Source organism: Microbulbifer mixtoriginis (SeqCode) (genome assembly GCF_052466765.1).
In genome coordinates, this window is the sequence record NZ_CP174289.1 from 3,311,836 (window position 1) to 3,337,547 (window position 25,712).

Here is a 25,712-nt window from a genome sequence, read left to right on the forward strand (position 1 = left end):
TGCTATTTAGAGGCTCCCTGGGTAGTTGAGCAAGATAAGAATTTCACTAATCTCATAAATATTATGGTTGAAGGATGTAACTATGCATCAGTCACTTAACGAACATCCTGTACTAAAGGTCTTAGATAAAGATTTATTTGAGTTGGTACGTGGGGTGGAAATTCTTGCGGCAATTGAGCCAAGAAATTTTCGGGCAATGAAAGAAGAGTTTTTCTCGAAGAAGTTTTCCATTAATCCTCAGTTTGTATACCGTGAACAAAAAATGGACATATTTCAGCGCAAACGGCTGCTTTATGCCCTTCCAGTAGAATCCCTGCCAGATGAGGATCTGACTCAGCTATATAGCGATATCATCGAATCTTATGTCGATAAATTGGATCAGTTTCGCTCTGTGGGAACGGATGATTTTGTTTATAACTCCTTGCGTTACTTTGGAGAGCCCACAGATAAGGATGTAAATAATGCCAATTTTATTCTGCACTTGCCTGATGATTTGGAATCTAGTGATGATCGGTTTCTGAATGCTAATGAGATGATGCAGTATCTCAGTGACTTCGCTAATAGACTGGGCTATAGCTACGATATTTGCATCGATGATCATATGATCGCCAATGCTTTGGTGGCTGGTAGTACGATTAAAATCAACTCTCATGCCAATATTTCGGAGACTGAGGTCTCTGCGCTGGCTCACCACGAGCTGGGGGTTCACCTGGTCACCACTCTTAACGCCCGTAGCCAGACACTGAAAATTCTAGAGTTGGGTTGCCCAGTCAATACAACTACTCAGGAAGGCTTGGCTATTCTGTGTGAGTACCTGGCTGGATACCTCACTCTGCCAAGACTAAAAGTATTGGCCTTGCGGGTGGTTGCGGTGCAATCCATGTTACAAGAGAGGGATTTTAAACGTACTTTTATCCTGCTCAAAGAAAAATATCAGGTGGAGGAAAATCTGGCCTTTACGATTACTACCAGAGTCTATCGAGGTGGCGGCTTCACCAAGGATTATCTTTATCTACAAGGTTTTCATCTGATGTTAAATGCCCTGGAAAACTGTAAGGATTTTAATAACCTTATGACCGGTAAGGTATCAGTCGAATATCTGCCTCTTGTTTCTCGGTTGATTGATAAAGGCTATCTGCATGCACCACATTTTATCAGCCCTGCGATAAAAGAACCGCAGTCTATTGATCCCGTGAAGCGGTTTATTGCCCATGCGATTAAATAATTTTTTAGAGAATCTTACCTAGATTCAGTTGGCTGGTAGGTCAAACCACAGGGCCGTGATGCTATTCTTTATCGCTTTCAGTTGTACTTGTTTCTTGAATAAACCCAGGCTGTCCCCTGAGGCCAGTATAGATTTATCATTTATACTGGCCTCACCTTCAATGACATGTAAGTAGCCGGGCCGCTCATGGGTTTGTATTGTAATGCTTTCTCCGGTATTTAATTGCAAACGGTATAGACTGGTATCCTGATGTATGGAGAGTGTGTTTCCGCTTCCATCGGGGGTGATAAGCGCGGTCAGCTTATCCCGTTGTGGGATTGATTGTTGCTCGTAACTGGGTTTTATGCCTCGGCGATTCGGTTCAATCCAGATTTGCAAAAATTTAAGCTGCTCCGTTTGTGAGTGGTTGTATTCCGAGTGAGTGATACCGGTTCCCGCACTCATCCTCTGAATCTCTCCAGCTGATACGACCAAACGATTACCCTCACTGTCTCTATGTTCAATCGTACCCTGCAAAATGTAGGATATAATCTCCATATCCCGATGGCCATGAGTATCAAATCCTGCACCAGGTATGACAGTGTCATCATTGATAACACGCAGTACAGAAAACCCCATATGATTAGGGTCGTAATAATGCCCAAAAGAAAAGCTATGTCTACTGTCTAGCCAGCCAAAACAGGCTCTACCACGTGCTTGTGAGGGTCTGTAATAATACATAGCCTGATCCCTATTAATAAGATTGGTTTTGATGATAGGGCTATGATAGATAATGGTTACGAAAACAAATATTGGATAAAAACGAACAAGTAATTCGCCTTAATCGAATGAATGGCCTCCAACTGAACATTCGTCTATCCCGTCTCCCCATGCTAAAAAAGAGAAAGCGATAAAGAAATATAGATCTATGGAGAAGAAAAGAAGCAGGAAAAAATGAAGAATAAGCACTATTACTCAGAGGCTGGCATCTCCAGAGTTAGTAGGCGCAGTTCTCCAATAAATTCCCGAGCCACAGGTCCAAGCTTATCCTGGTCTTTGAAGTTTATATAAAAACTGGTGGAACGTGTCCCGCCTTTTTTTAAGCGAAGCAGTTTCAGAGTCCCATCATTGAGTGAGTCAGCCACCAGTGGCATAGGCAGCCAGGCAAACCCCATGCCCTGGGTGATTAAATCTAGAGATGCACGCAAACTACCCACCTTCCAGCGTTGCTCTGCTCCCAGCCAGCCTGAATCCCGGTTTGTTTGAATCGCCGAATCCCGCACAATAATCTGCCGATAGGATTTTAGATCTTCAAATGTTAACTCACAGTCAAACTGGAGTAGTGGATGTGCATTGTGAGCCACGGCCACAAATTTGATACGGCAGATTTCATCGTTGAGGCTGTCATCCATGGTAAAGGCCGAAAGGCCCAAGTCTACGAGTCCTTCCTGAATTAATTCGTTGGTACCGGATAAAACAGTATCCACAATATCAATATTGACCTGAGGGTAGATTCCAGACACTTTCTCTAAAGCCTGGAAGACTACCTTCTGTGGAAAGGCTCCATCTACCGCAATGCGTAACTCCGATTCCACCCCTTCACTCAGGCTATCAGCAATAGCCTCAATACGAGATACCTCTTCCAGTAGGAACTTGCCACGACGCAGCATTAATCGACCAGCTTCAGTAAGTACTACCTTACGCCCCGATACTTCAAACAGCTTAACACCGAGTGCGGCTTCCAAGTTCGTTACCGCATGGTGAATACTGGATTGGCTCTTGTGAACCACCGAGGCTGCCTGATTAAAACCGCCAGCATCTACAACGGCCTTGAACATCCGCCATTGCTCAAGGGTGGTCTTTTGCATGAGTTTTCCCTCTCCTGAGAGCCATTTCAGAAAGGCTACTTTATTCCTTGACTACACAGAATGATAGTGAAAATTATAGGCGGTACTCCTGTGAAGATTTTAAAGTAATTGTTTCTCCCGCTTGATAAGGCGCTATAGAAGGAGAAAAATGTCGGTATCTCCTTGTATTGTATTTTTACACTTGTTGTCCAGGGGAGGAGATAATGAGTGAATTAGCGGTTTTGTTTTTGAATGCATCAAAGTCAGTCGGATGAGAAAAAAGATAAGCTCTGAATTGAGTATGGTATTGCTCGTGCCACTTTTGAAACAGATATAGATAAAAATATGAATGCGCTTCTATTGATATTAAAAAAGTTAGTTGCTTTACCGTAATGGTCTTGGCTAAATCTCAACGTCTTATATTCTCTGTTCAGAGATGTATATATATTCCTTGGTATATTAATCTTTGTATTCCGTACATGGAAAATCTCGAAATTATTTTACTCAGTAATTACCACTGTGATTTGTAAACTACCGTGGCGCGATTTATCTGTGAACAGATTCACGCTTTAAGACCTCAAGGTAAAAAGGAGGCCGCGTTGCGGCCACTGTAATGATATGTGGATAAGCGTGCAGTAACGGCCTTTTGGGCTAGGCCTATCCCCGATTGTGAGGCTTGGTGTAATCGATATCCGGTCCCACTGGAACTATCTGAGTTGGATTAATCATGGTATGACTAAAATAGTAATGTCGCTTGATATGATGAAAGTTCACGGTCTCTGCAACTCCGGGCCACTGGTATAGTTCGCGTACATAATTGCTGAGATTGGGGTAATCCTCAAGACGTTGGCGATTACACTTGAAGTGTCCGTGATAGACGGAATCAAAGCGTATTAGGGTAGTAAATAACCGCCAGTCGGCCTCAGTGATTTTCTCTCCTACTAGATAGCGCTGTTGGCCTAAAATATTCTCTACCCGATCCAGGGCATCAAATAAATTTGTATAGGCTTCTTCATAGGCTTCCTGAGTGGTGGCAAAACCGCTTCGGTATACGCCGTTGTTGATGTTTTCGTAAACTAGTTCATTAATAGTCTCAATTTCCGTTTGTTTTTCCTTAGGGAAAAAGTCCTGAGTATCACCGCTAATTTCATTAAACGATTGATTAAGCATACGGATAATTTCTGAGGACTCATTACTGACAATACAATTTTGCAGCTTATCCCAAAGCACTGGCACGGTAACGCGACCAGTGTAATCAGCTTTATTATGTGTATATAACTGATGCAAGAACTGATAGCCAAATAGCGAATCACCACTGCTGTCCTCATCGGTATTAAAACTCCAGCCATGTTCAAGCATATCCGGGCTGACTACAGAAACACTGATGTGCTCCTCCAGTTTTTTTAACTTGCGGAAAATTAAGGTTCGATGGGCCCAGGGGCAAGCCAGAGATACATATAAATGGTAACGTCCGGATTCCGCCTTAAAGCCACCTCTACCACTGGGGCCTGCGCTGCCATCACGGGTAATCCAATTGCGCAGTTGAGCAGCTTCTCGCTTAAACGATCCGAGGGAATCTTTGGTGTCATACCACTGGTCTTTCCATTGGCCGTTGACTAATAGTCCCATGTTTCTCTCCTGAATCAGTGTTTGTGCTAATCGGCCCTGAGGTAGCCAAGGCGAGATAAAAGTATGTTGGCTAAATTATCAAATGGTATTTTTACGCTTATCGATGCTTAAGCGCCCGGCGCCATGAGCGGCCAGTACCAGGAAGCCGCCAGCCATGGCCATGTTTTTAAAGAACATCAAAAATTGCATCTGATCGGCTAAGTTATGGTGATACAAGGCCGCGGTTAGCAGGCTGAATGCCGCAAATGCCAGGGCGGTAAGACGAACATGGAAGCCGACGATCAATGCCAGGGCCCCGCCAATCTCAAATAAGATAACCAGTGGCATAAGGAATTCTGGCAAGCCGCCCATAGCCAAGTACTGGGCGTTACCCTCATAGTTTTGAAGCTTATTCACTCCCGCTAGTATAAAGATTGCTGCCAGGCCGATACGCCCACTGAGGTCGGCGATGTCTGCAAACAGATTCGGGTTTGTACTTTTCTGGGCTGTGGATAGAGTAGAAGTGGTCATAGGGATGCTCCTCAAAATGTGAATAAGTGGATAACACTGGGTTTTGGCTAAGTAGTCGATGTCTTTAAGGAGCAGTTTAGGGATATTTAATAGAATGAAAATTGGTATAAATAGGCTTATTCGTTCTAATAAATTGAATGAATGGGCTGTGATGTGCTGAACACCTCAGAAGTGGTAACCGATACCCAGGGAGTAAACAAATGGGTCTATATCCACATTCACCCGAATGTGAGAGCTGTCATCAGCTCCAGAGCGAAAATGGATCTTTGCCTTGGTATCAATATCCAGATACCAAATAGCCGCGTTAAACAACCAGCGACTCTCCCTGCCAAAGGCGACATCTATACCAACCTCCCCGGCAAGTCCCCAGGAGTTGTCCAGCTTGAGTCTTGCCCGTGATTCGGCTTCGAGTACTGTCTCAAAGTAGTTCTGGGCTACACGGTTGATATGCTCGCTGAAAAAATGGGTGTAATTTACTCCAACACCAATATATGGCTGCACCCAGGACTCTGTACATACCGGGTACCACTGCAACGTGAGGGTAGGAGGTAGGTGTTTGATATCCCCCAGGCGAACCCTGCCCAGAGGTTCCCCGGTATTCGGGTCTGGCAGGCCACTCACCTTAAGGTCGTGTTTGAATGGCAGTGCAGCCAACAGCTCCAGCCCCCAGTGATCGGCGAATAACCAGGTGCCTGTAAAGCTCACGGAGTAACCAGTATCCACGTAAACTCGTGTATCAGGCAGTATGGTGCCATTTAGGCGCAGATTGTCGGAATCGTCGTTGGGAGCTACAGCAGCGGCGCCAACACGAACTATAAAGTCTCCTTTTTGATATTCTGCCAAAGCTTGGTTACTAGTGAGTAAGGCGGCAAAAAGCGTTATTGCCAACTGAAGCCGTTTCATTTCTTGCTTCCCTGCGCATTTTTTCGAAATGGAGTTACGCATTCAGTGTAGTTGGCCGGCAAATGGGCGGTTTGGGTAAGGCGTTCTTTGATGTGATAAGACGTCTTTAGCTGGAATATATAGAGGGTGATCTGTGCCAGGCCTTTGTAAGTATTGCTTCAAAAGATAGAGGACATGGAGTTCTTGTATAACCCCACACAAATCATAACTAATTTAACAACCGTAAATAGTAATGGGCCTAAAAAGGCCCATTACATTATTGAGATAAGCTGATCAGTATTTTTGGTATTTTCAATTTCTGGGGGTCAGAAATTTCTGATACTGGAATGCAGCCCCCAGCATGCACAGTCCTACCAACATACAGACCACAATCTTTTGTATCAGAGAAAAGTCCTGCATATCCCAAAGAACAATTTTTAGTGCGGCAATGCCGAATAACATGAGTGAGAGCTTCAGTAACTTTTGGGTATCAGGCCTTAGAGTCTGGAACAGTAGCAATGTTGCATGCACCACCAAGGCAAATGATATCGCTGGCAGCCACATGGTTTCCAGCACTTGGGCCAGCAGCGCAATATAAGCTGGGATGGCTGTAAGGTGCAGCACCCACAGGTTAAACAGCCTGCGGCCGGGCCATACGGCTCTATTGGCGAAAAAGCGCTGATAAACCAACAGTGAAGCGATTCCCAGGGCCACCAGGTTATACAGTCCCAACACTGGCGCCTTGGCGGAATTGGCAATGACCGCTGCAACTTGCAACAAGGTAATAAACTCAAACAGGCGCAGACTCAGCATATAAAGCGGGGTCAACTGGTTGCGCAGCGGCGCTAATTGGGGTTTAAAAATATACAGACCGGCGAAGTACAGCTGGCATAGTAAAAGTGCCAGTGCAAAGTCACGGCTTAGCGCGTAGCTAATAATAAGTAGCGTTGCGGCAAGATAGTAAAAGGCCAATGGAAAGAGTGGCTTAAGTGCCCGATACAGGGCCAACCGCCAATCCTGGCCGACTGGCTTCCGCCGCAATCCCTGGCCGATCCACACCAGTGCCGCCATTGATACCAGCCCCAACAGCAACCCACTCAAGGCAAACCCTTGCCAGTTGGCGAACTCCTGCAGAGCACAACTGATTATTGCTACAAAGCTTGCGCCTGCGATCAATATGCGCAGTTCCTGTTTTAATACCTCCAGTTTCAGGCGTGTATAAAGTGCCAGGGCGATAGCGCCAGACAGCCAAACGGCGATGGGGAAGTAGTCATTGGCCTTATAAAGTACTGTTGGTAGGAAAAATATTGGCACCAGAGCGTAAAACAGCTTGCGCAAATTGAGTGCCAGAGAGAAGCCAGTGGATTGCATATCCAGGTGTTTATACAGAGCTGCAATGATCCACAAGCTAAGGAAGGCCTCTACACTAGCGATCTTTCCGTAAGGTATTTGATCGTAGAAATGCAAGTTACCCACAATCGATGCACTCGCTAGTAGTGGGATAAACAGCAGTAAGTAATGGCTGAGTCCAAACCATTCACTAAATGCTGAGCCAGTGCGCTTGCCGTGCAAGATTAAAAAGCCCATCGGTAACAAGGCAAGCAGCCACATACCCTGGGGCCAGAGGATGCCAACAGATAGCAGAAAGCTTGCGGATAAAAACACCACAAAAGCGTTATCTGCGAAAGAGGTTAAATGGTGCTCTCTAGGAGTAATCCGATCTGCGCAGTGCTGCAACAGTCGGGTTAATGCAAAGGCAGCCGCACAGAGCGCCAACCAGTTACCCCAACCAGCATCTGCGCTTAATGACAGCAACATTGGTGCGGGAACAACTCCGCCGGCTACCCAGGTCAGAGCTTGCCACAGCATGGTAACGCCAGCTGCAGATAGGGCGATGTAACCCTCGCTTCTTACACTGATAAAACCAAAACGGGCACCGAGAAAAATCAGCAACAATCCCTCTAGACACCAGACAATCCCCAATAAAGCGGGACTGCACAACGCAAGGATCGCCAAGCCTGCCAGTAATCCACCGTGTAGCAGAGCCATATTCTGTACAACACGGGCGGAAATGCTGGTGGCGTTGTAGCCAAACAGCCAGCGTGAATAAATGGCCAGAGCTATCCAGGGTAGAAGGTTCAGCAGCCACACAATGCCCAGTGCGTTACTGTTGGGTGCCAGCGACCAGCTGATGTGGATAAACAGCACCAGGTTTGCGGCAATAATAATCAGGCGCCTTCGCTCCAGCCCTTTGGACTCTATCAATTCAGCGCTTAGTCCTCGCAGAGCGTAGTGGGCAAAACCATAAAAGAAGCCGTGTAGTATTAGTAATGGCCCCCAGGTAGATGTAGCCTCATCCAGATTTGAGACGGAAAACTCCAGCATGCCTGCGCTCAGTACCATGGTTACGATCGCAAGCTGTGGCCAGCGTATTTGCCTGGACAAATGCAGCATCGCCAGGGCGAGAGCCAATAAATAGCTGAGATAAACAAGTGCGGAAGGATCAAAATGATTCGCCACCAAAGGCATGGTGGCGCCGCCCAGCAGTGTGACCATGGATACCACGCGTGTCTCAAACAATAAAGCCAGTAAGTAAGAGAGCCCCGTTGTCACCACCAACAGGCCGACCCCAACAGCAATAGGTACTAATTGATAGTAGGGCCCGGCAAAGTACCCGCAGAGGTAGAGAAGAATCACCCCAAGCGCTATCAGCCCAGAGCCGTAGTCGGCCATATGTGGCATGCGCCGGCTGAAAGTTACACCGCCAATAGTTGTGGCTGCCGCGACCACAAAGCCCAGGGTAACCTTGCCAGCCGGGCCCAAATAGTTATTGAAAGAGAACTGCAGCAAGTAAGCAAAGCCAAAGACCAGTGCCAGTATGCCGGCAGCGGTCATAAAGAATACCGGGGCCTTACCCTGGCGCTGGTAATGGCGATAAAAGTTTGCAAGGGGCTCCCACACGCGATTCAGTGGTTCCAGAGCTGGTGCCACTAGGCTAGCTAATCCCTCCTGCAACCAGGGTGTGACTACTGATACTTTTTTGTTTTCTTGTGGAATTGATTTGGATTCAGCAGACGCGGTTGTAAGGGGTATGTTTGCTGGCTGGGTTGGCTCAATGGTTTGCCGGGACTCCGAGGGGGAGCCCATAAGTAGGGCTAAATCATCCTCTAACCCAGTAGTGTTTTCTGACAAGGCATCTTTGTTTTCTGTATTGCCTCGCTTGAGTTGTGCCTCAAGGGCGGAGAGTCGCCTTTCGAAGGTCTCCAGCCGACGCCGGTTGTCACGTTCCAGAAGGGCTAGTTCAGCCCGGAGCGACAGCAGTTCACTTTCCATAACTTGCTCTTATCGTTTTGGTCGAGACTATCCCGTGTCTGTTTTTACAACAAGTCCCGGGGGAGCCTCTGAAAACCCTGTAGGCGGGTCTTGAAGACTACAGCTGCCTTGCAAAGGGCTATGGCCATTCGCTGCAAGCTGTGCCTAACACCTGCAGTCTTCAAAATCTGCAGAGATATTACGGAGTTATTCAAGGGCTCCCTAGTGAACTGCACGGGTTTAATCGATCATTTTTCCATCGTCTTTCTTTGATGTACCTGAGTAGCCAAAGATAAGGCCCAGCACCGGCAAGGAGATTTTTACTTCAAATTGGTAGGGCCCATTCACAACGGCTTTTCCAGCGGAAACCCTTGGCCTGAATATTGTTGGAATAGGAATACGAAAAAGTGATACAGATTGCTGTAGCCATTGCCAGTTGCCACCCTCTGTTGAGACCCCTAGATGTATTTTGACCGGGCCTGTGGATTCCACCCAGTAACCACCTTGTTGGTAGGTCTTTACTGGCTGGAACTCTGAGGTAACAGTATGGGTTCTAGCAAAAGTGCGGGACCAAGTCAGTTTTTCTGGGGAGTGATGGATGTCTACAGAAAAAGGCACTTTGCCAGCTGTCGTTGGAGCCCCTAGCTTGTGCGCCATTCGCCGACCAATCCAGCCGGCGACGCCGGAACCAAAACGGATATCCACTTCCCCATACAGCTTGGCACCTTGCATATACAGGTGCTGCAAAAGTGGATTCAACTCACTAAAACTGGGCCCAAACCAGTTGATGACGGCAGTATTCACTGGTTAATACTTAAAGAAATCACTAGAACTCTTTTGTTTTCTGCAGTGTTCAAGCTTTAGGGCGAACCACGGCTCGCATTGCGCAGTAAATGGTTTTATCACCATCCTTAACCAGCACTTCAGAAGACTCAGAAATCACTTGGGATAAAACGAGGTCTGAAACACTAACCACCTCCATTAGCTCTTCCTTGCAGCCTGCAATATTGGCGGCATTAGAAATGGCAGAATCGTAACTGGTTTTGTGGGAGAAACCTCTCTCTTCCTCACCGCGGCGGCTGCGTTGAATACTTTGATAAGCCTCTTTGCCCGCATCCACGGTATCGCCAATAACACGGCCCGGTTTGACTTCGAGTTGCATGCAGGAAGCGGTGGCAAGAGTAATGGCTATAAGGGCAAAAAGTTTGTTCATTTTTCGATCTGAATCCATTTGACATTGAATACTGACGTAGAGCTTTGAGACATGCTTGTTACGGTCGCAAAAATTACCCGCGGGATCTTATAGGGATATTATCAGCAATCAAGTGACTTAGTGGGTAGATAGGCCCAACAGATGGTTAAGAACAGCCAGTCAATAAGTGAAGCCTGAGATTTGTCACAGTTCTCAGATTTTCCGGAACAGGTGAGGTTGCTTATATTTAAAGCTACCGAGTGTAAGAAATTTACTAGCTAGTACGACAAATCTAGGTAAGCAGCCAAACTTGCCTATTTATTGAAATTTTCAACTCTTCACTTGGGATATCATTAGCATGAAAGTATTTCACCGCACCCTGTTCTTAGCTATCTTACTGTTCTCTATGCCTTTCGCATCAGCGGGAGATCCCTTCTCCGAAGAGCGCTTCAAAGAGCTGCAAGCTGCCAAGCAACCCGTATTGATTGATGTACGGGCAGACTGGTGCCCTACCTGCAAGAAGCAGGGCATAATTCTTGCGCAGTTCCAGAAAGATAACCCCCAGTGTGGCCTCACAATCCTTAATGTGAATTTCGACAAGCAAAAAGAGTGGGTAAAGCATTTCCGTGCGCCCAGGCAATCAACCCTGCTGCTCTATCGTGGGGACAAGCAGGTATGGTTCAGTGTTGCTGAAACACGCGCTGATGTTATTCGCCAGAATATCTTTAACTCAGTTAAGGCCTGCGGCGAAAATGCTTGAAGTCAGCGCCATCCCCCTGGCCTTGATTGCGGGCACACTTAGTATTCTCTCCCCCTGTGTTTGGCCGCTGGTGCCAATGGTGGTTGGCGCCTCCAGCAGTGCTGGGCGCTGGGGACCTTATGCGCTCGCCGTAGGGCTCAGCTTGTCATTTGCCCTGGCTGGAACTGTACTCAGTTTCCTGTTGGTTTCTTTAGGGCTGGACCCAGAGCTATTTCGCTATATTGCTGCAATCCTGCTTGTGGCCGTTGCCCTTATTCTGCTGATCAAACCCCTTTCCGACTGGGTGACTCTGCGTTTGTCGAAAGTTACCGCAGGGGCGAGCATTACTGGTGATGGCGCCTGGGCCGGACAGTTTGGTATCGGCTTTCTCACAGGAATTATCTGGTTGCCCTGCGTAGGTCCCACGCTAGGTGCAGCAATCGCGCTTGCTTCCATGGGCCAGCAACTAGGCCAGTCATTTATGGTGATGTTTTCTTTTGGGCTTGGTACCGGCGCTGCGCTACTGGTGGCAGGCGGGCTATCACGGAAAATTTATAGCCGCTTATCACCATCAGTTGGCGCTTTTGCTGTTGGTGGCAAAGTAGCACTTGGTGCCATACTTTTGTTGCTTGGGATTATGGTGTTGAGTGGCGTTGATAAAGTCCTGGAAACCTGGGCTTTGAACTGGATGCCCGAGTGGACTTTTAGTTTTTAATAATCATCTCGAAGTAAATCACTATTTAGTCGAGGTGTCCAAAGGGATTAATAGTTATTTTAGTGTCTGGAAAAACACTGAAAATTACCTCAATAATTCAATAAGTTTTACGAGTAAGTTTAAAGCCCCAATAATCTTCAATTACTGGGGCTTTTTTTATGTCCTGTTAAGGAACTGTTAAAAATTATGGCTGGTAAGAAGGGTAATCGGTATAGCCTTCATCGGTACCGCCATACATGGTTTCCGGGTCAACCTTATTAAGAGGCCAATCATTGCGAATACGTGTGGGAAGGTCCGGATTGGCAATGAAAGGGCGGCCAAAACCAAAGATATCTCCGTTACCCGCCTGCAGCACCCGCAAAGCCTTCTCTGGGGAATACTTGCCGGCATACATGATGCGCCCGCCAAAGATATCTCGTACTTCCTGGTAGAAATTCTCAGGTAAATCCGGTGCATTATCCCAATCCGCTTCTGCTAAAGATAGGTAAGCAATTCCCGCCTCGTTCAATAGTTTGATAGCTTCGATATAGGTTGTGTGTGGGTCACTCTCCACCAGGCCAAGATAAACACGGTCCTCATCGGTACTTTCAAACAGCGGAGCAAATCGAACGCCGAGACGATCATTACCTACCTCTGCTGATACCGCTGCAACAATCTCTTTGAGGAAACGCAGTCGGTTCTCCAGGCTACCGCCATACTCGTCATCGCGTTGGTTGGTATGCTCAGAAATAAACTGGTTTACAAGATAACCATTGGCACAATGCAGCTCAACACCGTCGAAGCCTGCTTCCAAAGCATTGCGTGCTGCCTGGGCATAGAGCTGCACCAGTTCTTTAACTTCTTCTGTTGTCAGTGCACGAGGCTCACTGGGTTCAGCCAAAGCACCTTGCCCTGGCCCTGTCTCAATAAATACCTTTACCGCATCTGCTCGGATTGCAGATGGCGCAACGGGAGCCCCTCCACCCGGTTGTAGTGATGTGTGGGATACACGCCCCACATGCCAAAGCTGGGCAAAAATAATACCGCCTTGATCGTGTACGGCTTTGGTCACTTTTTTCCAGCCTTCGACCTGGTCCTGTGAATAAATTCCGGGGGTCCAGGCGTAGCCCTGCCCCCTGGGTTCGATTTGCGTGCCCTCGGTGACCATAAAGCCCGCACCGGCACGCTGAGCGTAGTAGTTGGCCATTAAGTCATTAGCGATGTTACCGGGCTGTGAACTACGCGAGCGGGTAAGCGGCGGCAGAACAATACGGTTTTTCAGGGTGTAAGGGCCCAGGTTGATTTCACTGAACAGTGCTTCGTTTTTCATAACTACTTTCCTGCTAAAAGCTTATTGCAGTGAGGTTTAAAAAAGACCGTAGGGCTTTTCATTAAGGCTGATAAAGATATTCTTCTTTTGGGTGTAGGCATCAATCATCGATTTATGGGTTTCACGCCCGATACCTGATTTCTTGTAACCGCCGAACGGTGCATGGGCAGGGAGTTCGTGGTAGGTATTCACCCACATGCGGCCAGTTTCTACCGCTCGTGCAACGCGCAGTGCACGGTTGATATCCTGGGTCCATACAGCACCTGCCAAGCCGTAATCGGATTGGTTGGCCATCGCTATAACTTCCTCCTCAGAGGAGAAAGGAATCACTACCACCACAGGGCCAAAGATTTCTTCCTGTGCGACTTTCATAGCGTTGTCGGCATGGGTAATTATTGTAGGTTCAATGTAAAAACCCTTTTCCAATCCCGGTTTTTGTAGCCGCTTACCGCCGGTAAGGATCTTCGCACCTTCTTCTTTGGCAATATCTATGTAGCCAAGAATACGGTTCATTTGCGCTTCACTGATCTGGCTTCCCATCTGTGTATTAGGGTCCATCGGATCGCCGACATTTACAGATTCAAACTTGGCTTTTAATTCAGTGGTAAAACGCTCAACAATATCTTCGTGCACAAAAAGACGGGCACCAGACTCACAGACTTGTCCCTGGTTCAGCAGGATAGACAGGGCTCCGCCCTCCAGTGCTTTTTCCCAGTTTGTGTCGGGGAATACGATATTGGCTGACTTGCCACCCAGCTCCAATGTAGCTGGTACCAATTTATCAGCCGCAGCTTTGGCCACGTTATAGCCGATGCCGGTAGACCCGGTGAAGGCCAGCTTCGCGACTTTAGGGTGATCCAGTAAAGCCTGGCCCGCTTCTGGGCCTACGCCGGTGACAACGTTCACCACACCATCTGGTAATACTTCCTTGAAAATCTTGGTCAGCTCCAGCAGGGTGGATGAAGTCATCTCGGATGGCTTAATCACTACGGTGTTACCGGTTGCGATAGCGGGTGCAATCTTCCAGGCGGCCATCAGCAGAGGGTAGTTCCATGGGATTACCTGACCGACTACACCCATTGGCTCGCTGAATACCAAGCTCATGGTTTGATCATCAATCATCACCGCTTCGTCGCTGTGAGAGCGGATAACCCCTGCAAAGTAGCGAAAGTGGTCTATGGCCAGTGGGATATCAATATTTGAAGTTTCGCGAATTGGCTTACCGGTTTCCAATGCCTCAAGGTGGGCAAAAAATGCTTTCTTTTCTGCAAGCATGTCTGCAATTTTGAGCAGTGCATCCTGTCGTTCAATAGCGGAGGTAAGTTTCCAGGTGGGGAACGCCTTTTCTGCCGCAATGACAGCAGCATCGACATCACTTGAATCGGCCAGCGGTATGCGAGTCAGTAATTCGCCTGTAGCAGGATTGAGGCTGTCTATCGTACGCCCTGAGTTGCTATTAACCCATTCACCACCAATAAATAATTTATAAGATTCCTGAGGAGCAAAGCGCTTAGTGGGTCGGCTCATATCTATCTCCAGATAATTAGAAGAGTAACTACTTGGGCTATTAAATAGCCCCAGCCAGATGTGGCTGTGCCTTACGATGGTGGGAATAATAGATAGGCAAAGATACAATTAGAAACAACTACTCTTTGTCCTGGTTACAAATATGAATGGTATAAGTCGGTTAGACCTGAAACAGCTACGTATATTGGAAGCGCTACTGCAAGAGAGAAACCTATCGCGGGTAGCGGAAAAGGTAGGGTTAACTCAGCAAGCAATCAGTGAACAGCTGCGTAAGTTGAGGGAAGTATTTGATGACCGTCTGTTCATTAGGCAAGGCAACGGCATGGTGCCCACTCCTATTGCCGAACAACTGGGCGGCAGGATCAGCAGCATTTTAAAGGATGTAGAGTCACTGCTGACCCCAATAGCTTTTGACCCGGCAACCTATAAGGGGGTTTTTAGCATTAGCGCCACAGACTATGCGATTCAATCGGTACTACCCCAACTACTAGAGGTTGTCCGTAAATCTGCTCCAGAGCTTAAAGTTATTGTTAGGGATTTTGAAACAGATAACCTAAATCAATTAATGGTTGCCGGCGAGATCGATCTAGCGCTCACTTTCCCTGATTTCATCCCGGATGACCTGCCTTACAAACTGTTATTTGAAGAGCAACATGTTTGTATTGCAGGAAAAAAATCTCCTCTAAAGGGCAGGTCATTGACTTTGGCTGACGTAGCCGAGCTTCCACAATTGATTATTTCGCCTTCTCGCCCGAACTTGAGAGGGTCTCACGATGAATGGTTTGCTATGCAAGGACTAAAGCGCAATATCGTAATGTCAGTACCTTGCTTTTCAGCCGCACCAGATATTATTGCTGCCACTGACACAATTGCTTTTTACCCCTCAAGATTGCTGCCTAATAAGAAAGTGATTCCTCTTAATTTGGATACACAAACCCCAAAATTTGAAGTCATTGCAGCATGGCATAGCCGATCTAATCACAGCCAGCTCCATATGTGGGTAGTTGATCAGCTTATGAGATTGTTTAAAAGTGAGGTTTAACAATAAGTGGCAATATTCTGGAATTATCGACTCCAGGATAAGGTGTCGATTTCTCGATTTAGGGAGCAGCTCTCCGGAATGAAGAGCTGCTCACTGTAGTAGTAGATAAAAGCCTTGAGCTCTCAGTTGGCTCTAGAAAGTTCTCTACAATTTTGCGTGGGACTGGTTATAAATCGTTACTCGCTTTTCTATATAGCCACTCTCAAACAGAATTATTTGATTCTTTAAGCTCCAGCTGATTTTGTTCAGTCTTTTTGTTTTGGCCAATCAAACTGCGACGTTTGAACCAGAAAATTATGGCGCCTAATGGGAATCCTGCGGTAAGAATTAATGGAGCATGCTCACTTGCGGATACCGCCCCGCCACCAAAAAGCTGGAAACTGAGGAGTTTTACTTGGTAAGCCCCAGTGGTCCAGTTAAGCTTGATTGCCCCGACACTAAATAGGATAAATAGTATCCATAACCATTTGCGCTTTTGTAGTGGTGTTCTAATACAGACTACTAGCGTTATAAGGATAAATATTGGGGAAATAATGGTCATCGCCAGCACTAAATAGTGCAAATGGGATTTGTCGGATAAGGTAAAACGGTTCAATTCCTTTTGTGATGCCAATGTTTTATAAACATTAAGCCCTATAATGGTAGTCTTTCCCTCCGATCGCTTAATTGCTGCATTTGCCAAGGCCCAGCCACCTTCAAAGTGATACTCGAAGATGAAATTTCCAATCCAAGTGTCATTGGTGGCTTGTGCTTCTGAACCAATTAGCTCAGTGGAAAGCAGGTTCCCCTCTGGAAGGTGGCTGAGCATTTTTTCAAGTAATTCAGGTGTGAGTTCATCAGCCAGCTCTGGATCGACAAGACTTATCACATAGTCGGAATCCTTTTGCATAAATCTGCCAATATAATTTTGGGCGAAGTTTGCATCTTCCTGTGATATCAAGCTGTTCTCCGAAAGCTCGGCAGAGGTCAGTTGAGAATAGATTAATATGGTGAATACGAGGAGTTTCAGAATGCACTTCATTGTTACTTCTTAATAGTACGAGGGTTATAAAACTAATGGTTATCGCCAAATGGTAAATTCCTAGGGGCTGCCATGCAGAGGTGAGCTTTCAGCAGTACATAGTGGGTAAAGGTGATATCCAATAGGAATGTGCTCATGATAAAGCTGGTATTCAATCATGCCAACTGGCTACAGCTTAAGGGATAACTTAATTAGTGGCGGAACCTATATTCACTAAACCTGTGTCGTCACCTTCTAACGGAAATCAGTAAAGAGTTCGTTGTGATAGATAAAGTGGCACTTCTGTACAGCTTACGAAACTTACCGATCGCGAGATTACTACAGCAATATAAATCTTAAATGGCTTGATGCGTCGAAAGCATCTAAGAGGAGTAGGATTAGAGGTTACATCGCTTTTGGCATTCAAGGCATCATAAGAATTATAATGATCCTTTAAATAGGGAGCCGAATATGAAGCAGTTTTTCGGAAAAACATTGACAACAATTTTACCACTAATTTTTTTGTCAGCCTGTAGCGGAGGTGGTGGAAGCGGTTCGAGCGACGCTAGTTCGAACGATAGTGGTGCGAACAGTGGCAGCCCCAATAGTCCATCCAATCGTACGCCCGTGTTCTTATCCGCAAGCGAAATAGCCTTCCGGGAAGATGGTTCCGGTGCTCTACTCACACTATCGGCTAGTGACGCTGATGGAGACAGTATCAGTTACAGTATTATCGGTGGTGAAGATCAGTCCCGTTTTTTAATCGAGAATGGAAACCAGTTACGCTTTGGCTCTGCACCGGATTTCGAAAATCCTGCCGACTCAAATGGAGATAACGTCTACCGGGTAACGGTCGAGGCCAGCGATGGTAACGGCGGCCAATCAACCCAGGAAATTGTAATTACCGTTGTTGATGTTAATTCTGGCGCTCCAGAATTTTCTTCTGCAGCTGAGATCACAGTCAAAGAAGGTGTTAGCGGTATTTTTTACACCGCTACGGCTAAGGACCCAGATAAGGACGAGGTTACCTATTCTTTGAGCGGTGGTGCTGATGTTGCGTTGTTTTCTATTGATTCAACTAGTGGAGAGCTGCGTTTCAACACGGCCCCAGATTTTGAGTCGCCTGCGGATAGTGACGAGGATAACAATTATCAGCTGTTCATCAGTGCCGCCGATAGTGAAGGGCTCGCGAAGCAGCTTTCGTTGCAGATCGCTGTAACTAATCTACCGACACCTTCGGCTCGCATCATTTTCCCGACCGGCGGTGCCAATATGGGTGGGAAGCTTTCCAGCATCGCTCTTACTGCCAGGGTGTTCAACCTGGAAAGTGGTGAGAATGCCTCTGAGCAATTGGTTAATATCCTTCTCGATGGACAGTCACCGACTACGGACACAGCTTCTCCTTTAACCTGGTATCTTGATACTCCAATTAGTGAAGGTAGACATTCTTACGCTCTCTCAAGCCAGTTCGTCACTGGTGAAACGGTTCAAGAATCAATCATCGTCAAGAACGAGCTGTCAATCTCGTACCCAATCGGTGTGTCTTATGACAACTTTTACGGAGGCTGGTATTTCGCCGACGCCTTTTTAGGAACGATATTTGAGGTAGGCAGTGCGCGTCGAGTGATTTCTGGGCCATCGGTTGGTTCAGGCCCGACATTCGATCCGATCGATATGGAACAAAACTTCCCTGAAATACGCAGCAATCCTGCCAATGACTACTTTATCGTATTAGATGATAACGGGAGTATCTACTCTGTCCAACGCGACAGCGGTGACCGCACGCAATTGACCAAATGGGTATCGGGAGACCTCACCTCACTGACCCTGACGGGCTCTGGAGGTGAAGCTTACACCACAAGAGCAGCGGGAACTTATGGAGAGATTATTAAATTTGATCTGTCGAGCGGGGATTACTCCGTGATATCCAGCTCAAACTCATCATCCCCGACGGGTACTGGCGCCGACATGGTGTACCCGAAGGGTGTTGCATTAGATGAGGCGAATGGACAGCTGTACGTGGGTGATGATAGTACCGACTCTATTCTTAGGATAGATATTGCCAGCGGCGATAGAACGACAATAAGCGGTAATGGTATTGGTAGTGGTGAACCTGTCTACCAGCCAATGGATTTAATCGTCGATTTTGATAGTAATCAAATTTATGTCGCCAACGGTAGCGCCCAGAATATTCTACAAGTGGATATTGCAACTGGTAATCGATCAGTTGTAACTAGTTGGACTAAAGGTAAAGGGTTGCGACTTGAAAACCCTTGGTCAATTGGCCGGGGGGCTGATAGCGATCGTTTGCTGGTTTCTGGAATTCTTATCGATCCGGTGCTCATGTCCGTTGACACCATTACTGGTGATCGTGCAGAAATTTCCTCCAACCATGTCGGGACGGGACCCAGCTACAGATGGCACGATGTGAGCTATAGTCGTTCGACCGACCGGTTATTGGTGGTCTCCCAAAGTAATCACGCAGCTGCGGAAATAGATTTGCAGAACGGCAACCGTACCATTGTGTCTTACTTTGATCCGAACGACTCGCCGCGCGTGGTAGCGTCTACAATCGTTTCCGGCGCGTCAGGCCGCAACGCCTATATATTCGATGAATACTCCGATCGATTGCTCAAGATTGATCTAGAAAGCGGTGAACCCGAGGTAGTCTCTGCTTCAGATATAGGTGAGGGTCCTGAGTTCTACGGTCTCGTAGGGGCTATGGAGTTGGATGCCACTAACAATCGTATGCTTTTATTACAGGCCTCAGGGCTGATGAGCGTCGACCTTGACAGCGGTGACAGGGAAATTATCTCCGATAACTACACTGGCTCCTCGCCCTTCTTTGACTCCGTCGAGGGCTTAGCACTGGATCTCGTTAACAACCGAGCCTTTGTCAGCGATTCTCGAGTCGGTGATATCGGAGGCATCTGGCAGGTGGATCTGGCTACTGGCGACAGGAAAATTATTGCTGCGCCAGTGCACGGTGGTACCACAGACCAGATTCCTACTGACGTTGTCTTGGATCCAACTGGTAACCGTCTTCTGGTAGGTACTGAAAGTGGAAGTCTGGTAGCCATCGACCTGGATGGGTTTTCACAATCAACCCTCTCCAGCGGTAAGGGGTGTGATAGCGACTGTCGAGGTGGTGGTGTTGCAGTGGCAAGTCTTGACTCTCTGACCATTGATGCAGATGGCCGCAGAATCTTTGCCTATGACAATGGTATGTTTGGTGTCAGAGGAGTCGTTGTTATCGACTTACGTTCTGGCCAACGTGCACTAGCTTCCAAATAACGAGCAACAGGGTCCCTGCTCTAAGGGGCCCTATTTCTCTATCCTGAAATGTGGATTTTAATTTTTCGCAGAGACTATAAAGTGGTTCTCAACCAATACTGTAATTTCTACTGGGATGGCAGTATGCCTATGTCGACTTTGTAAGCTTCCAAATAATTTAATTACTTCTCTGTATTCAATATTGGGTAGCCTAAATTCTCCTAAACTTTTTTCTTGGCTTATCTATTTTTTAAAAAAAGCTCAGCCACTTCCTTTTTAGCGGCAACAACATAGGTAATCATCAGGTTCTCTTGATTAACATCGGTCAAGTAATCGATATCCCTATGCATGTTCCCCAAAATGGAAAAGTTATCGGTGTCGAGATTGTATGACCACAGCTGGTCGTCTCGATTGATTGAGTAAATCACATTATCTTTGATAACAAATCTCTTTTCGCTACCTTGATCATCCAGCTTCTCAATTAGTTGGTCTTCAGCAGGGCCGGGCTGCCAGAAGCGGTTCATATGGTCCATATAGATCAACCGGCCATCTTTAGCTCTTTGGGCCCAGCTAACTGGTTTTTCATTGATAAACCTGGTCTCAAGGCTATCTAAATCGACTTCTGCAAACTGTGTAATCCCTTTAACCGTCAAGGATAGTAACGCTGAATTATCGATACTGTCCCACTGGAAGAGCTGATCAACAGGCGCATTCAGGGGCAAGCCATCTACACGGCCATCCAAGAAAATTTTATTGAGCTTGTTATTGGCATTTACCAGAATACTTTTTCCATCGGTAGACCAATGGATACCGTCGATATTGGTATCGATTGGAAACTGAGATACCTGCCGTAAATCACTACCATCAGTCACCCACACCTGGTCTTCACCAGAGCGCCTGGAGGTAAACGCAATCAAGTTGCCATTGGGTTGGAAAATGCCGTCATCCTCCCCGGAAATCGACCGTGTGGTGCTCGGGTAAATTGTGCTGACATCTTCTTCTGAAGGTGTGGTGCTAGCCCCAGGCAGGTTTAGCGGTATCGAGGCAATATCACTATCGTATTGCCCTTTAATAACCAGTGCTCTATGTCCACCTGGATGAAAGTCTGGAGAGCTGGCAGACTGGTCCAGAGGTAACTGAATTCTACTGACCTTGCCATCATAGGTGAGAGAGAAGAGTCTTCGCCCTGTACTAAAGATTAGCTCATCCTCTCTCGGTGAAAAGTTAGGGGAAATGGCTCTGTGTTCAGATATCTCATCTGGATAGTCAATCGGATGGCTGGTTAAAAGCGCCCCCTTAGAATCCAGCATATCGATATAAAGCTGGCCATCTTGATGATAGCTGGTGACGGCTAGTAAATCGTCATCGATTGAATAATCAAAGTGAGCTAGGTTTCCCTCTTCCAGGTCATAAAGTATCTGACTGCTGTTATCACTCACTGAATATTTGATTAACCGCCAACGAGCAGACTCTTTATGCAAAATAGCGAGGTCATTGTTGTTTAACCATGCCGGATTCTTAATGGCCGAGTTTTTACAGCGCATTAATACACTTGGCTGTTGCGGACTTACTAATGCCTCTTGGAAATCCAGGCTTACCAGGTTGTAACAGGTATTCTGGGTTAGCGGTATGGTGCAGTCTTCTTCGGAAATAAATGCCAGTTTCTTGCCATCTGGTGATAGTGTATGGCGGCCATAAGTACCCCATTCTGGAGTTAACTCCGTTTCCTTCTGGGTATGAATATTCCTGGCCCAAATTTTGTTAACGCAGAGCTTATCTAAATAACGATTAAAAACAATATATTCACCATCAGGCGAATATGAGGGGCCAAATTCTTTGTGATCCGTAGCCGTTACTGCCTGTAATCGATCAAATATAAGCTGAGCGTTTTGCTTGGGTGAAGAGTAATTAAATCCAACAAATACAAGCAATACCATCCCGATAAGCGCAAATATTGGGAATCTATTTGGTTTAACTGGCTGGGTTTGATAATTCGGATTGCTTGGTTGTTTATCTATTACAGGCTCAGGGGGAGTAGGAGAGGGGGCGTCTTCTTCCGGTGCTGTCTTATCCTGTAGAATAGAACTACCATCTTGCCAAACAATATCACATTCCAGGCTATAACCCTGTTTGGCATGGGTTCTAATATAAGACTGCTGCTTGCGATCCTCCCCAAAGGCTTTTCTAAGTTGCGCAATACTTCTTTGCAGCGTATTCGGTGTGACTATTGTATCGGGCCAGACCTTAGACAGTAGCTCATCCTGGCTCACCACCTTTCGCTGATGCTTTGCCAAGTGGGTTAAGACGGCAAGAGCTTTTGGGGGGATCGTTTGCGATTGCTCATGTCGGGTGATCTGGTTTCTGGATAAATCAATAAAGAACTCACCCACCCAATATTGTGAAGCCATTGATGTATCTACCTGAGCAAAATTTGAGCTACATTTTTGCTATCGATACTAGCATAAACCCTGATTACATCTAAAGCGCGCCTTGTAACCTATTGATAAACAAGCACTTTATACCAGCAGTAGAAAGTCATCGAAAAATCAGGAGCACTTCAGGTGTTTCACAGGCTTCTTGCTTAGATTGAGCGCTTCTCCGATCACATGTAACGGTATAAATACTGATATGAAAAAGCGTTTACTTGTCGCCTTTCTCCTGTTGCTACCTATGGCTGCCCTTGAAGCAAATGAGCACAAAGCTCTGGAGTTATCCACAATCCAAGTAATACCTATTCAGGACTCCAGCAATAACAGGGAATACGAGCTGTTTATTAAGCTGCCTGAGAAATACGAGGAGAGTGATACTAAAAAGCATCCGGTTATTTACTATACAGATGCTTTATGGGCAGTTGAAATACTATCAGCCACCACAGAGTACGCACTGGAAGATGCCATTTTGGTGGGTATTAGTTGGCAGAAAGATATGACAGGTGCTGAAAAAGAATGGTCGAGTCGATATCGGGACTTTAAACCGGAAGTTCTCTCTAATAAAAAGGATAAAAAATCACACAAAGGTGAGGCCCATCAGTATCTCGCCTTTATAAGAAATGACGTTATAAAGTATATCGAAAGCAATTACCGCGCGAAGCCAGATAACCGCACTTATTTCGGTTACTCATTCGGGGGGCTCTTTGGGGTTTACGCCTTAATAAGCCAACCGGATACTTTTCAAAACTATATTATCGGTAGTCCATCAAGATTGATAGGCACTTATATGGATTTTCGTCTTGAATCAGAGCTTAACAAACCTTTGATCGATATACCCAAGCGAACAAACGTATTTATTGCTTACGGAGAATTAGAGAAGGAGCTGGGTGCTACGGTAGAGAGGTTCGTTAGGGAGTTAAAGGACCAAAAATTGGCTAACTTAACTCTGGAGCCGGTGGTTATCGAATCGGCGAATCACACTACAGCTTTCCCGAAGACTTCAGTGCGCAGTATCTATTGGCTTGCCGAGAAGCTGAAAAATTAATCGATAGCATATCGAGTCATATTAATAAAAACTTCAAAGTTAAATTAAGGATATAAGATGATTTTTAAGAAGCTAATCACAATCGGCCTATTGTACGGCATAAGCGCCACTGCAGGCGCGGGAGACTTACAGGCACCAGAAATAAATATGGCCGACTATCGTAGTGACCTCCCAAGCCTAGAGAGATCCACGCCAAAGCTAAAAAAAGCATTTATTGATACAGCTCCAACGGATAGAGAAGATGGTATCCCAGTCGGTGAGATAGATAAAATCAAAGAGAGCTTGCAACAGCTGGCCCAGGAAATAGCGGATAACCAACACACCCCCTACGATAGCCTGCTTATCGCCCAAAATAACAAACTGGTTTTTGAATCCTACTATTCCCTTGGACGTGTAAACTTGCCTTACCCGCAAGCATCTGCCACCAAGGCCTATACAGCCCTGGCAATTGGTCGGGCGATACAGTTAGGTTATTTGACCATGGCAGACTTGGACAAGCCTGTCATTTCCTTTCTAAAAGGGTTGGATCGGAAGCAGCTTGTTAAAGGCGCAGAGCTTGTTACATTGAATCATACCATGAGCATTCAGTCAGGAATTCGTATTAAAGAGGAAAAACTGAGCGCCTTACTGGAAAACAAAGAGCAGTTAACAGGGAAAAAGCTGGCTCAAATCTATTTGAGCCATAGCAAACCGATAACCTCAGAATCGCAAACCTATTTATACCAAGGCTCTGACCCAATGATTGCAATGCTGGTTCTGGATGCCGTAGTCCCTGGTTCAGCGAGTGACTTTATTAAAAAAGAGCTACTGGAAAAGATGGGGATCGACATCTATCACTGGAAGGAGGCCGTAAGCGGCGTGCCCCAGGCTGGGTCAAGAGCCATGATGACATCTCGCAGTATGGTTAAGTGGGGTACTTTGGTACTTAATAAGGGAAAATGGAATGGCCACCAGTTAATACCGGAGGCGTATATTGCCAAGGCTACTGGTAAAGTGGCTGTTCCTACAGATGATGAATTTGACTACACCAATTTCTCCTATGGTTATTTCTTCTGGCGAACCCCTCTGAAGGTTGGCAACAAGAAATACTTAGAAGCTATTTCATAACTTCTTTAAGGTAATTAACATGCATGCAATAAAGGAAAGTAACGATAAGTGGACAAATATCGCTCCCATCTAACAACCAAATGGCGGTAATTTCCCAACCAGTAAAAGTCCGCTCAACTTTCCAACAGCGAGTATACCTTCTAAGCTTTCTACCATCTTGCCTCGAGGCTTTTTTCCTATTTCTCCTGTGTGGACAGATAAGGTCGATTCCACGACTCAACAGACTATCTCTAAGAGGATCAGAGTCCGCTGCTTTATCATAAACTAAGCGATGAATCTTTCTATTTAATGGGTGTAATAACTTTACTTCTGCTGGTGAGGCCGAAGTAATGGTGCCTCCCAGTAGAATACCTTCGCCATCGACCACCACCATCCAATTTTAACCCTTGCCCCTCTTGGTTTTCCCGACCTCGAAGCCCCCTTTTTTTCTGGTGCAAAGCCGCCATCAGAAAAGATCTCCTCCCAGTTAAGCAAAGACTGTTGATCCAACGGCTCCAAGAATCTTCTCCATGCCTGTAACCAAGCTCCTTGATTTTCCCAAAACTGAAGCCTAGCAGGTACTCGGTGATGGGTAAGATTGGGGAAGATCTTTCCATCGTGCTCCTGAGCGCAAAATCCACAAGATACGCATGGTTATCAATGAGTTTGGGACCACCTTTTCCACGTTTTAGCTGGCGAAGGCAAGACTCAATCAATTTCCATTGAGCGTCGGTTAATTCTGACTTAAATCTACTTACACTTACTTGTCTTATCATTCCTTGAGGTCGAAAGAATAACTGATTTCAAATTATGAAACAGCTTCTAGTATTTTTGCTTGCAGTTAAAGGTTTTTTTGAATGTGTTAGGTGGGGTGTAAATGTGAAGTCAAAAATTTTTGGCGTTTTTTATATGAGCTCGTTAGCTAGTTATATGTGCTTTTTTATTTTGAGGTTGGTTTGACACATTTAACT

20 protein-coding genes are annotated in these 25,712 nt (G+C 46.2%); 7 read left to right on the plus strand and 13 right to left on the minus strand.

All coding sequences use genetic code 11. The features are described 5' to 3' along the window. Positions 1–82 precede the first annotated feature (82 nt). On the plus strand, positions 83–1,225 hold the full coding sequence (locus ACJJIV_RS14500; RefSeq protein ID WP_444889427.1) for a flavohemoglobin expression-modulating QEGLA motif protein: 1,143 nt from the start codon (positions 83–85) through the stop codon (positions 1,223–1,225). Positions 1,226–1,249: 24 nt separating this feature from the next. Here ACJJIV_RS14500 and ACJJIV_RS14505 read toward each other — a convergent pair whose 3' ends face one another. The 8 genes from ACJJIV_RS14505 to ACJJIV_RS14540 form a co-directional block, all read right to left on the minus strand. Then, positions 1,250–1,945, minus strand: a complete 696-nt coding sequence (locus tag ACJJIV_RS14505) for a pirin family protein (protein WP_444889428.1) — start codon at positions 1,943–1,945, stop codon at positions 1,250–1,252. Positions 1,946–2,175: 230 nt separating this feature from the next. Then, positions 2,176–3,072 carry a LysR family transcriptional regulator gene (locus ACJJIV_RS14510; RefSeq protein ID WP_444889429.1) on the minus strand — a complete coding sequence of 299 codons (897 nt, stop codon included), beginning with the start codon at positions 3,070–3,072 and terminating at the stop codon, positions 2,176–2,178. A 636-nt stretch (positions 3,073–3,708) separates the two neighbouring features. After that, a complete protein-coding gene (locus ACJJIV_RS14515) occupies positions 3,709–4,680 on the minus strand; it encodes a glutathione S-transferase family protein (protein WP_444889430.1) in 972 nt (323 codons plus the stop codon). 78 nt (positions 4,681–4,758) lie between these two features. After that, on the minus strand, positions 4,759–5,190 hold the full coding sequence (locus ACJJIV_RS14520; protein WP_444889431.1) for a DoxX family protein: 432 nt from the start codon (positions 5,188–5,190) through the stop codon (positions 4,759–4,761). Positions 5,191–5,355: 165 nt separating this feature from the next. After that, entirely contained in the window at positions 5,356–6,093 is a 738-nt protein-coding gene (locus ACJJIV_RS14525; RefSeq protein WP_444889432.1) for an OmpW/AlkL family protein, read from the minus strand. Between the two features lie 291 nt (positions 6,094–6,384). Continuing rightward, positions 6,385–9,405: a DUF2339 domain-containing protein gene (locus ACJJIV_RS14530; protein WP_444889433.1), complete on the minus strand. Its 3,021-nt coding sequence runs from the start codon at positions 9,403–9,405 to the stop codon at positions 6,385–6,387. A gap of 219 nt (positions 9,406–9,624) precedes the next feature. Continuing rightward, positions 9,625–10,188, minus strand: coding sequence for a DUF4166 domain-containing protein (locus ACJJIV_RS14535; RefSeq protein WP_444889434.1), 564 nt, complete (start codon positions 10,186–10,188; stop codon positions 9,625–9,627). Between the two features lie 49 nt (positions 10,189–10,237). Next, positions 10,238–10,597: a hypothetical protein gene (locus tag ACJJIV_RS14540; protein ID WP_444889435.1), complete on the minus strand. Its 360-nt coding sequence runs from the start codon at positions 10,595–10,597 to the stop codon at positions 10,238–10,240. 337 nt (positions 10,598–10,934) lie between these two features. Here ACJJIV_RS14540 and ACJJIV_RS14545 point away from each other — a divergent pair, with 337 nt between their 5' ends. Both ACJJIV_RS14545 and ACJJIV_RS14550 read left to right on the plus strand, forming a co-directional pair. Then, on the plus strand, positions 10,935–11,336 hold the full coding sequence (locus tag ACJJIV_RS14545; protein WP_444889436.1) for a thioredoxin domain-containing protein: 402 nt from the start codon (positions 10,935–10,937) through the stop codon (positions 11,334–11,336). Continuing rightward, positions 11,329–12,030: a cytochrome c biogenesis CcdA family protein gene (locus ACJJIV_RS14550; RefSeq protein ID WP_444889437.1), complete on the plus strand. Its 702-nt coding sequence runs from the start codon at positions 11,329–11,331 to the stop codon at positions 12,028–12,030. Before ACJJIV_RS14545 ends, ACJJIV_RS14550 begins: the two co-directional genes overlap by 8 nt. A 184-nt stretch (positions 12,031–12,214) precedes the next feature. Here ACJJIV_RS14550 and ACJJIV_RS14555 read toward each other — a convergent pair whose 3' ends face one another. Together ACJJIV_RS14555 and ACJJIV_RS14560 are read right to left on the minus strand one after the other, a co-directional pair. Continuing rightward, a complete protein-coding gene (locus ACJJIV_RS14555; RefSeq protein ID WP_444889438.1) occupies positions 12,215–13,339 on the minus strand; it encodes an alkene reductase in 1,125 nt (374 codons plus the stop codon). Between the two features lie 36 nt (positions 13,340–13,375). Continuing rightward, complete coding sequence (locus tag ACJJIV_RS14560) at positions 13,376–14,866, minus strand: aldehyde dehydrogenase family protein (protein ID WP_444889439.1); 1,491 nt, start codon at positions 14,864–14,866, stop codon at positions 13,376–13,378. Between the two features lie 142 nt (positions 14,867–15,008). Between ACJJIV_RS14560 and ACJJIV_RS14565 the strand changes: the two genes are divergently transcribed. Then, complete coding sequence (locus ACJJIV_RS14565) at positions 15,009–15,908, plus strand: LysR family transcriptional regulator (protein ID WP_444889440.1); 900 nt, start codon at positions 15,009–15,011, stop codon at positions 15,906–15,908. A 202-nt stretch (positions 15,909–16,110) separates the two neighbouring features. Here ACJJIV_RS14565 and ACJJIV_RS14570 read toward each other — a convergent pair whose 3' ends face one another. Further along, a complete protein-coding gene (locus tag ACJJIV_RS14570) occupies positions 16,111–16,929 on the minus strand; it encodes a hypothetical protein (RefSeq protein WP_444889441.1) in 819 nt (272 codons plus the stop codon). 450 nt (positions 16,930–17,379) lie between these two features. Between ACJJIV_RS14570 and ACJJIV_RS14575 the strand changes: the two genes are divergently transcribed. Continuing rightward, positions 17,380–20,202 (plus strand): Ig-like domain-containing protein, encoded by a 2,823-nt coding sequence (locus ACJJIV_RS14575; RefSeq protein WP_444889442.1) that lies wholly within the window; start codon positions 17,380–17,382, stop codon positions 20,200–20,202. A 218-nt stretch (positions 20,203–20,420) separates the two neighbouring features. Here the strand turns inward: ACJJIV_RS14575 and ACJJIV_RS14580 are convergent, their stop codons facing one another. Beyond that, positions 20,421–22,589: a winged helix-turn-helix domain-containing protein gene (locus tag ACJJIV_RS14580; RefSeq protein ID WP_444889443.1), complete on the minus strand. Its 2,169-nt coding sequence runs from the start codon at positions 22,587–22,589 to the stop codon at positions 20,421–20,423. A 220-nt stretch (positions 22,590–22,809) separates the two neighbouring features. On the opposite strand from ACJJIV_RS14580, the gene ACJJIV_RS14585 reads away from it, so the two are divergent. Both ACJJIV_RS14585 and ACJJIV_RS14590 read left to right on the plus strand, forming a co-directional pair. Continuing rightward, a complete protein-coding gene (locus ACJJIV_RS14585; RefSeq protein WP_444889444.1) occupies positions 22,810–23,655 on the plus strand; it encodes an alpha/beta hydrolase in 846 nt (281 codons plus the stop codon). Between the two features lie 57 nt (positions 23,656–23,712). Then, positions 23,713–24,762 (plus strand): serine hydrolase domain-containing protein, encoded by a 1,050-nt coding sequence (locus tag ACJJIV_RS14590; protein WP_444889445.1) that lies wholly within the window; start codon positions 23,713–23,715, stop codon positions 24,760–24,762. Here ACJJIV_RS14590 and ACJJIV_RS14595 read toward each other — a convergent pair. After that, positions 24,752–25,135, minus strand: a complete 384-nt coding sequence (locus tag ACJJIV_RS14595) for a transposase (RefSeq protein ID WP_444889446.1) — start codon at positions 25,133–25,135, stop codon at positions 24,752–24,754. The two genes, ACJJIV_RS14590 and ACJJIV_RS14595, sit on opposite strands and share 11 nt — an antisense overlap. Positions 25,136–25,712 lie beyond the last annotated feature (577 nt).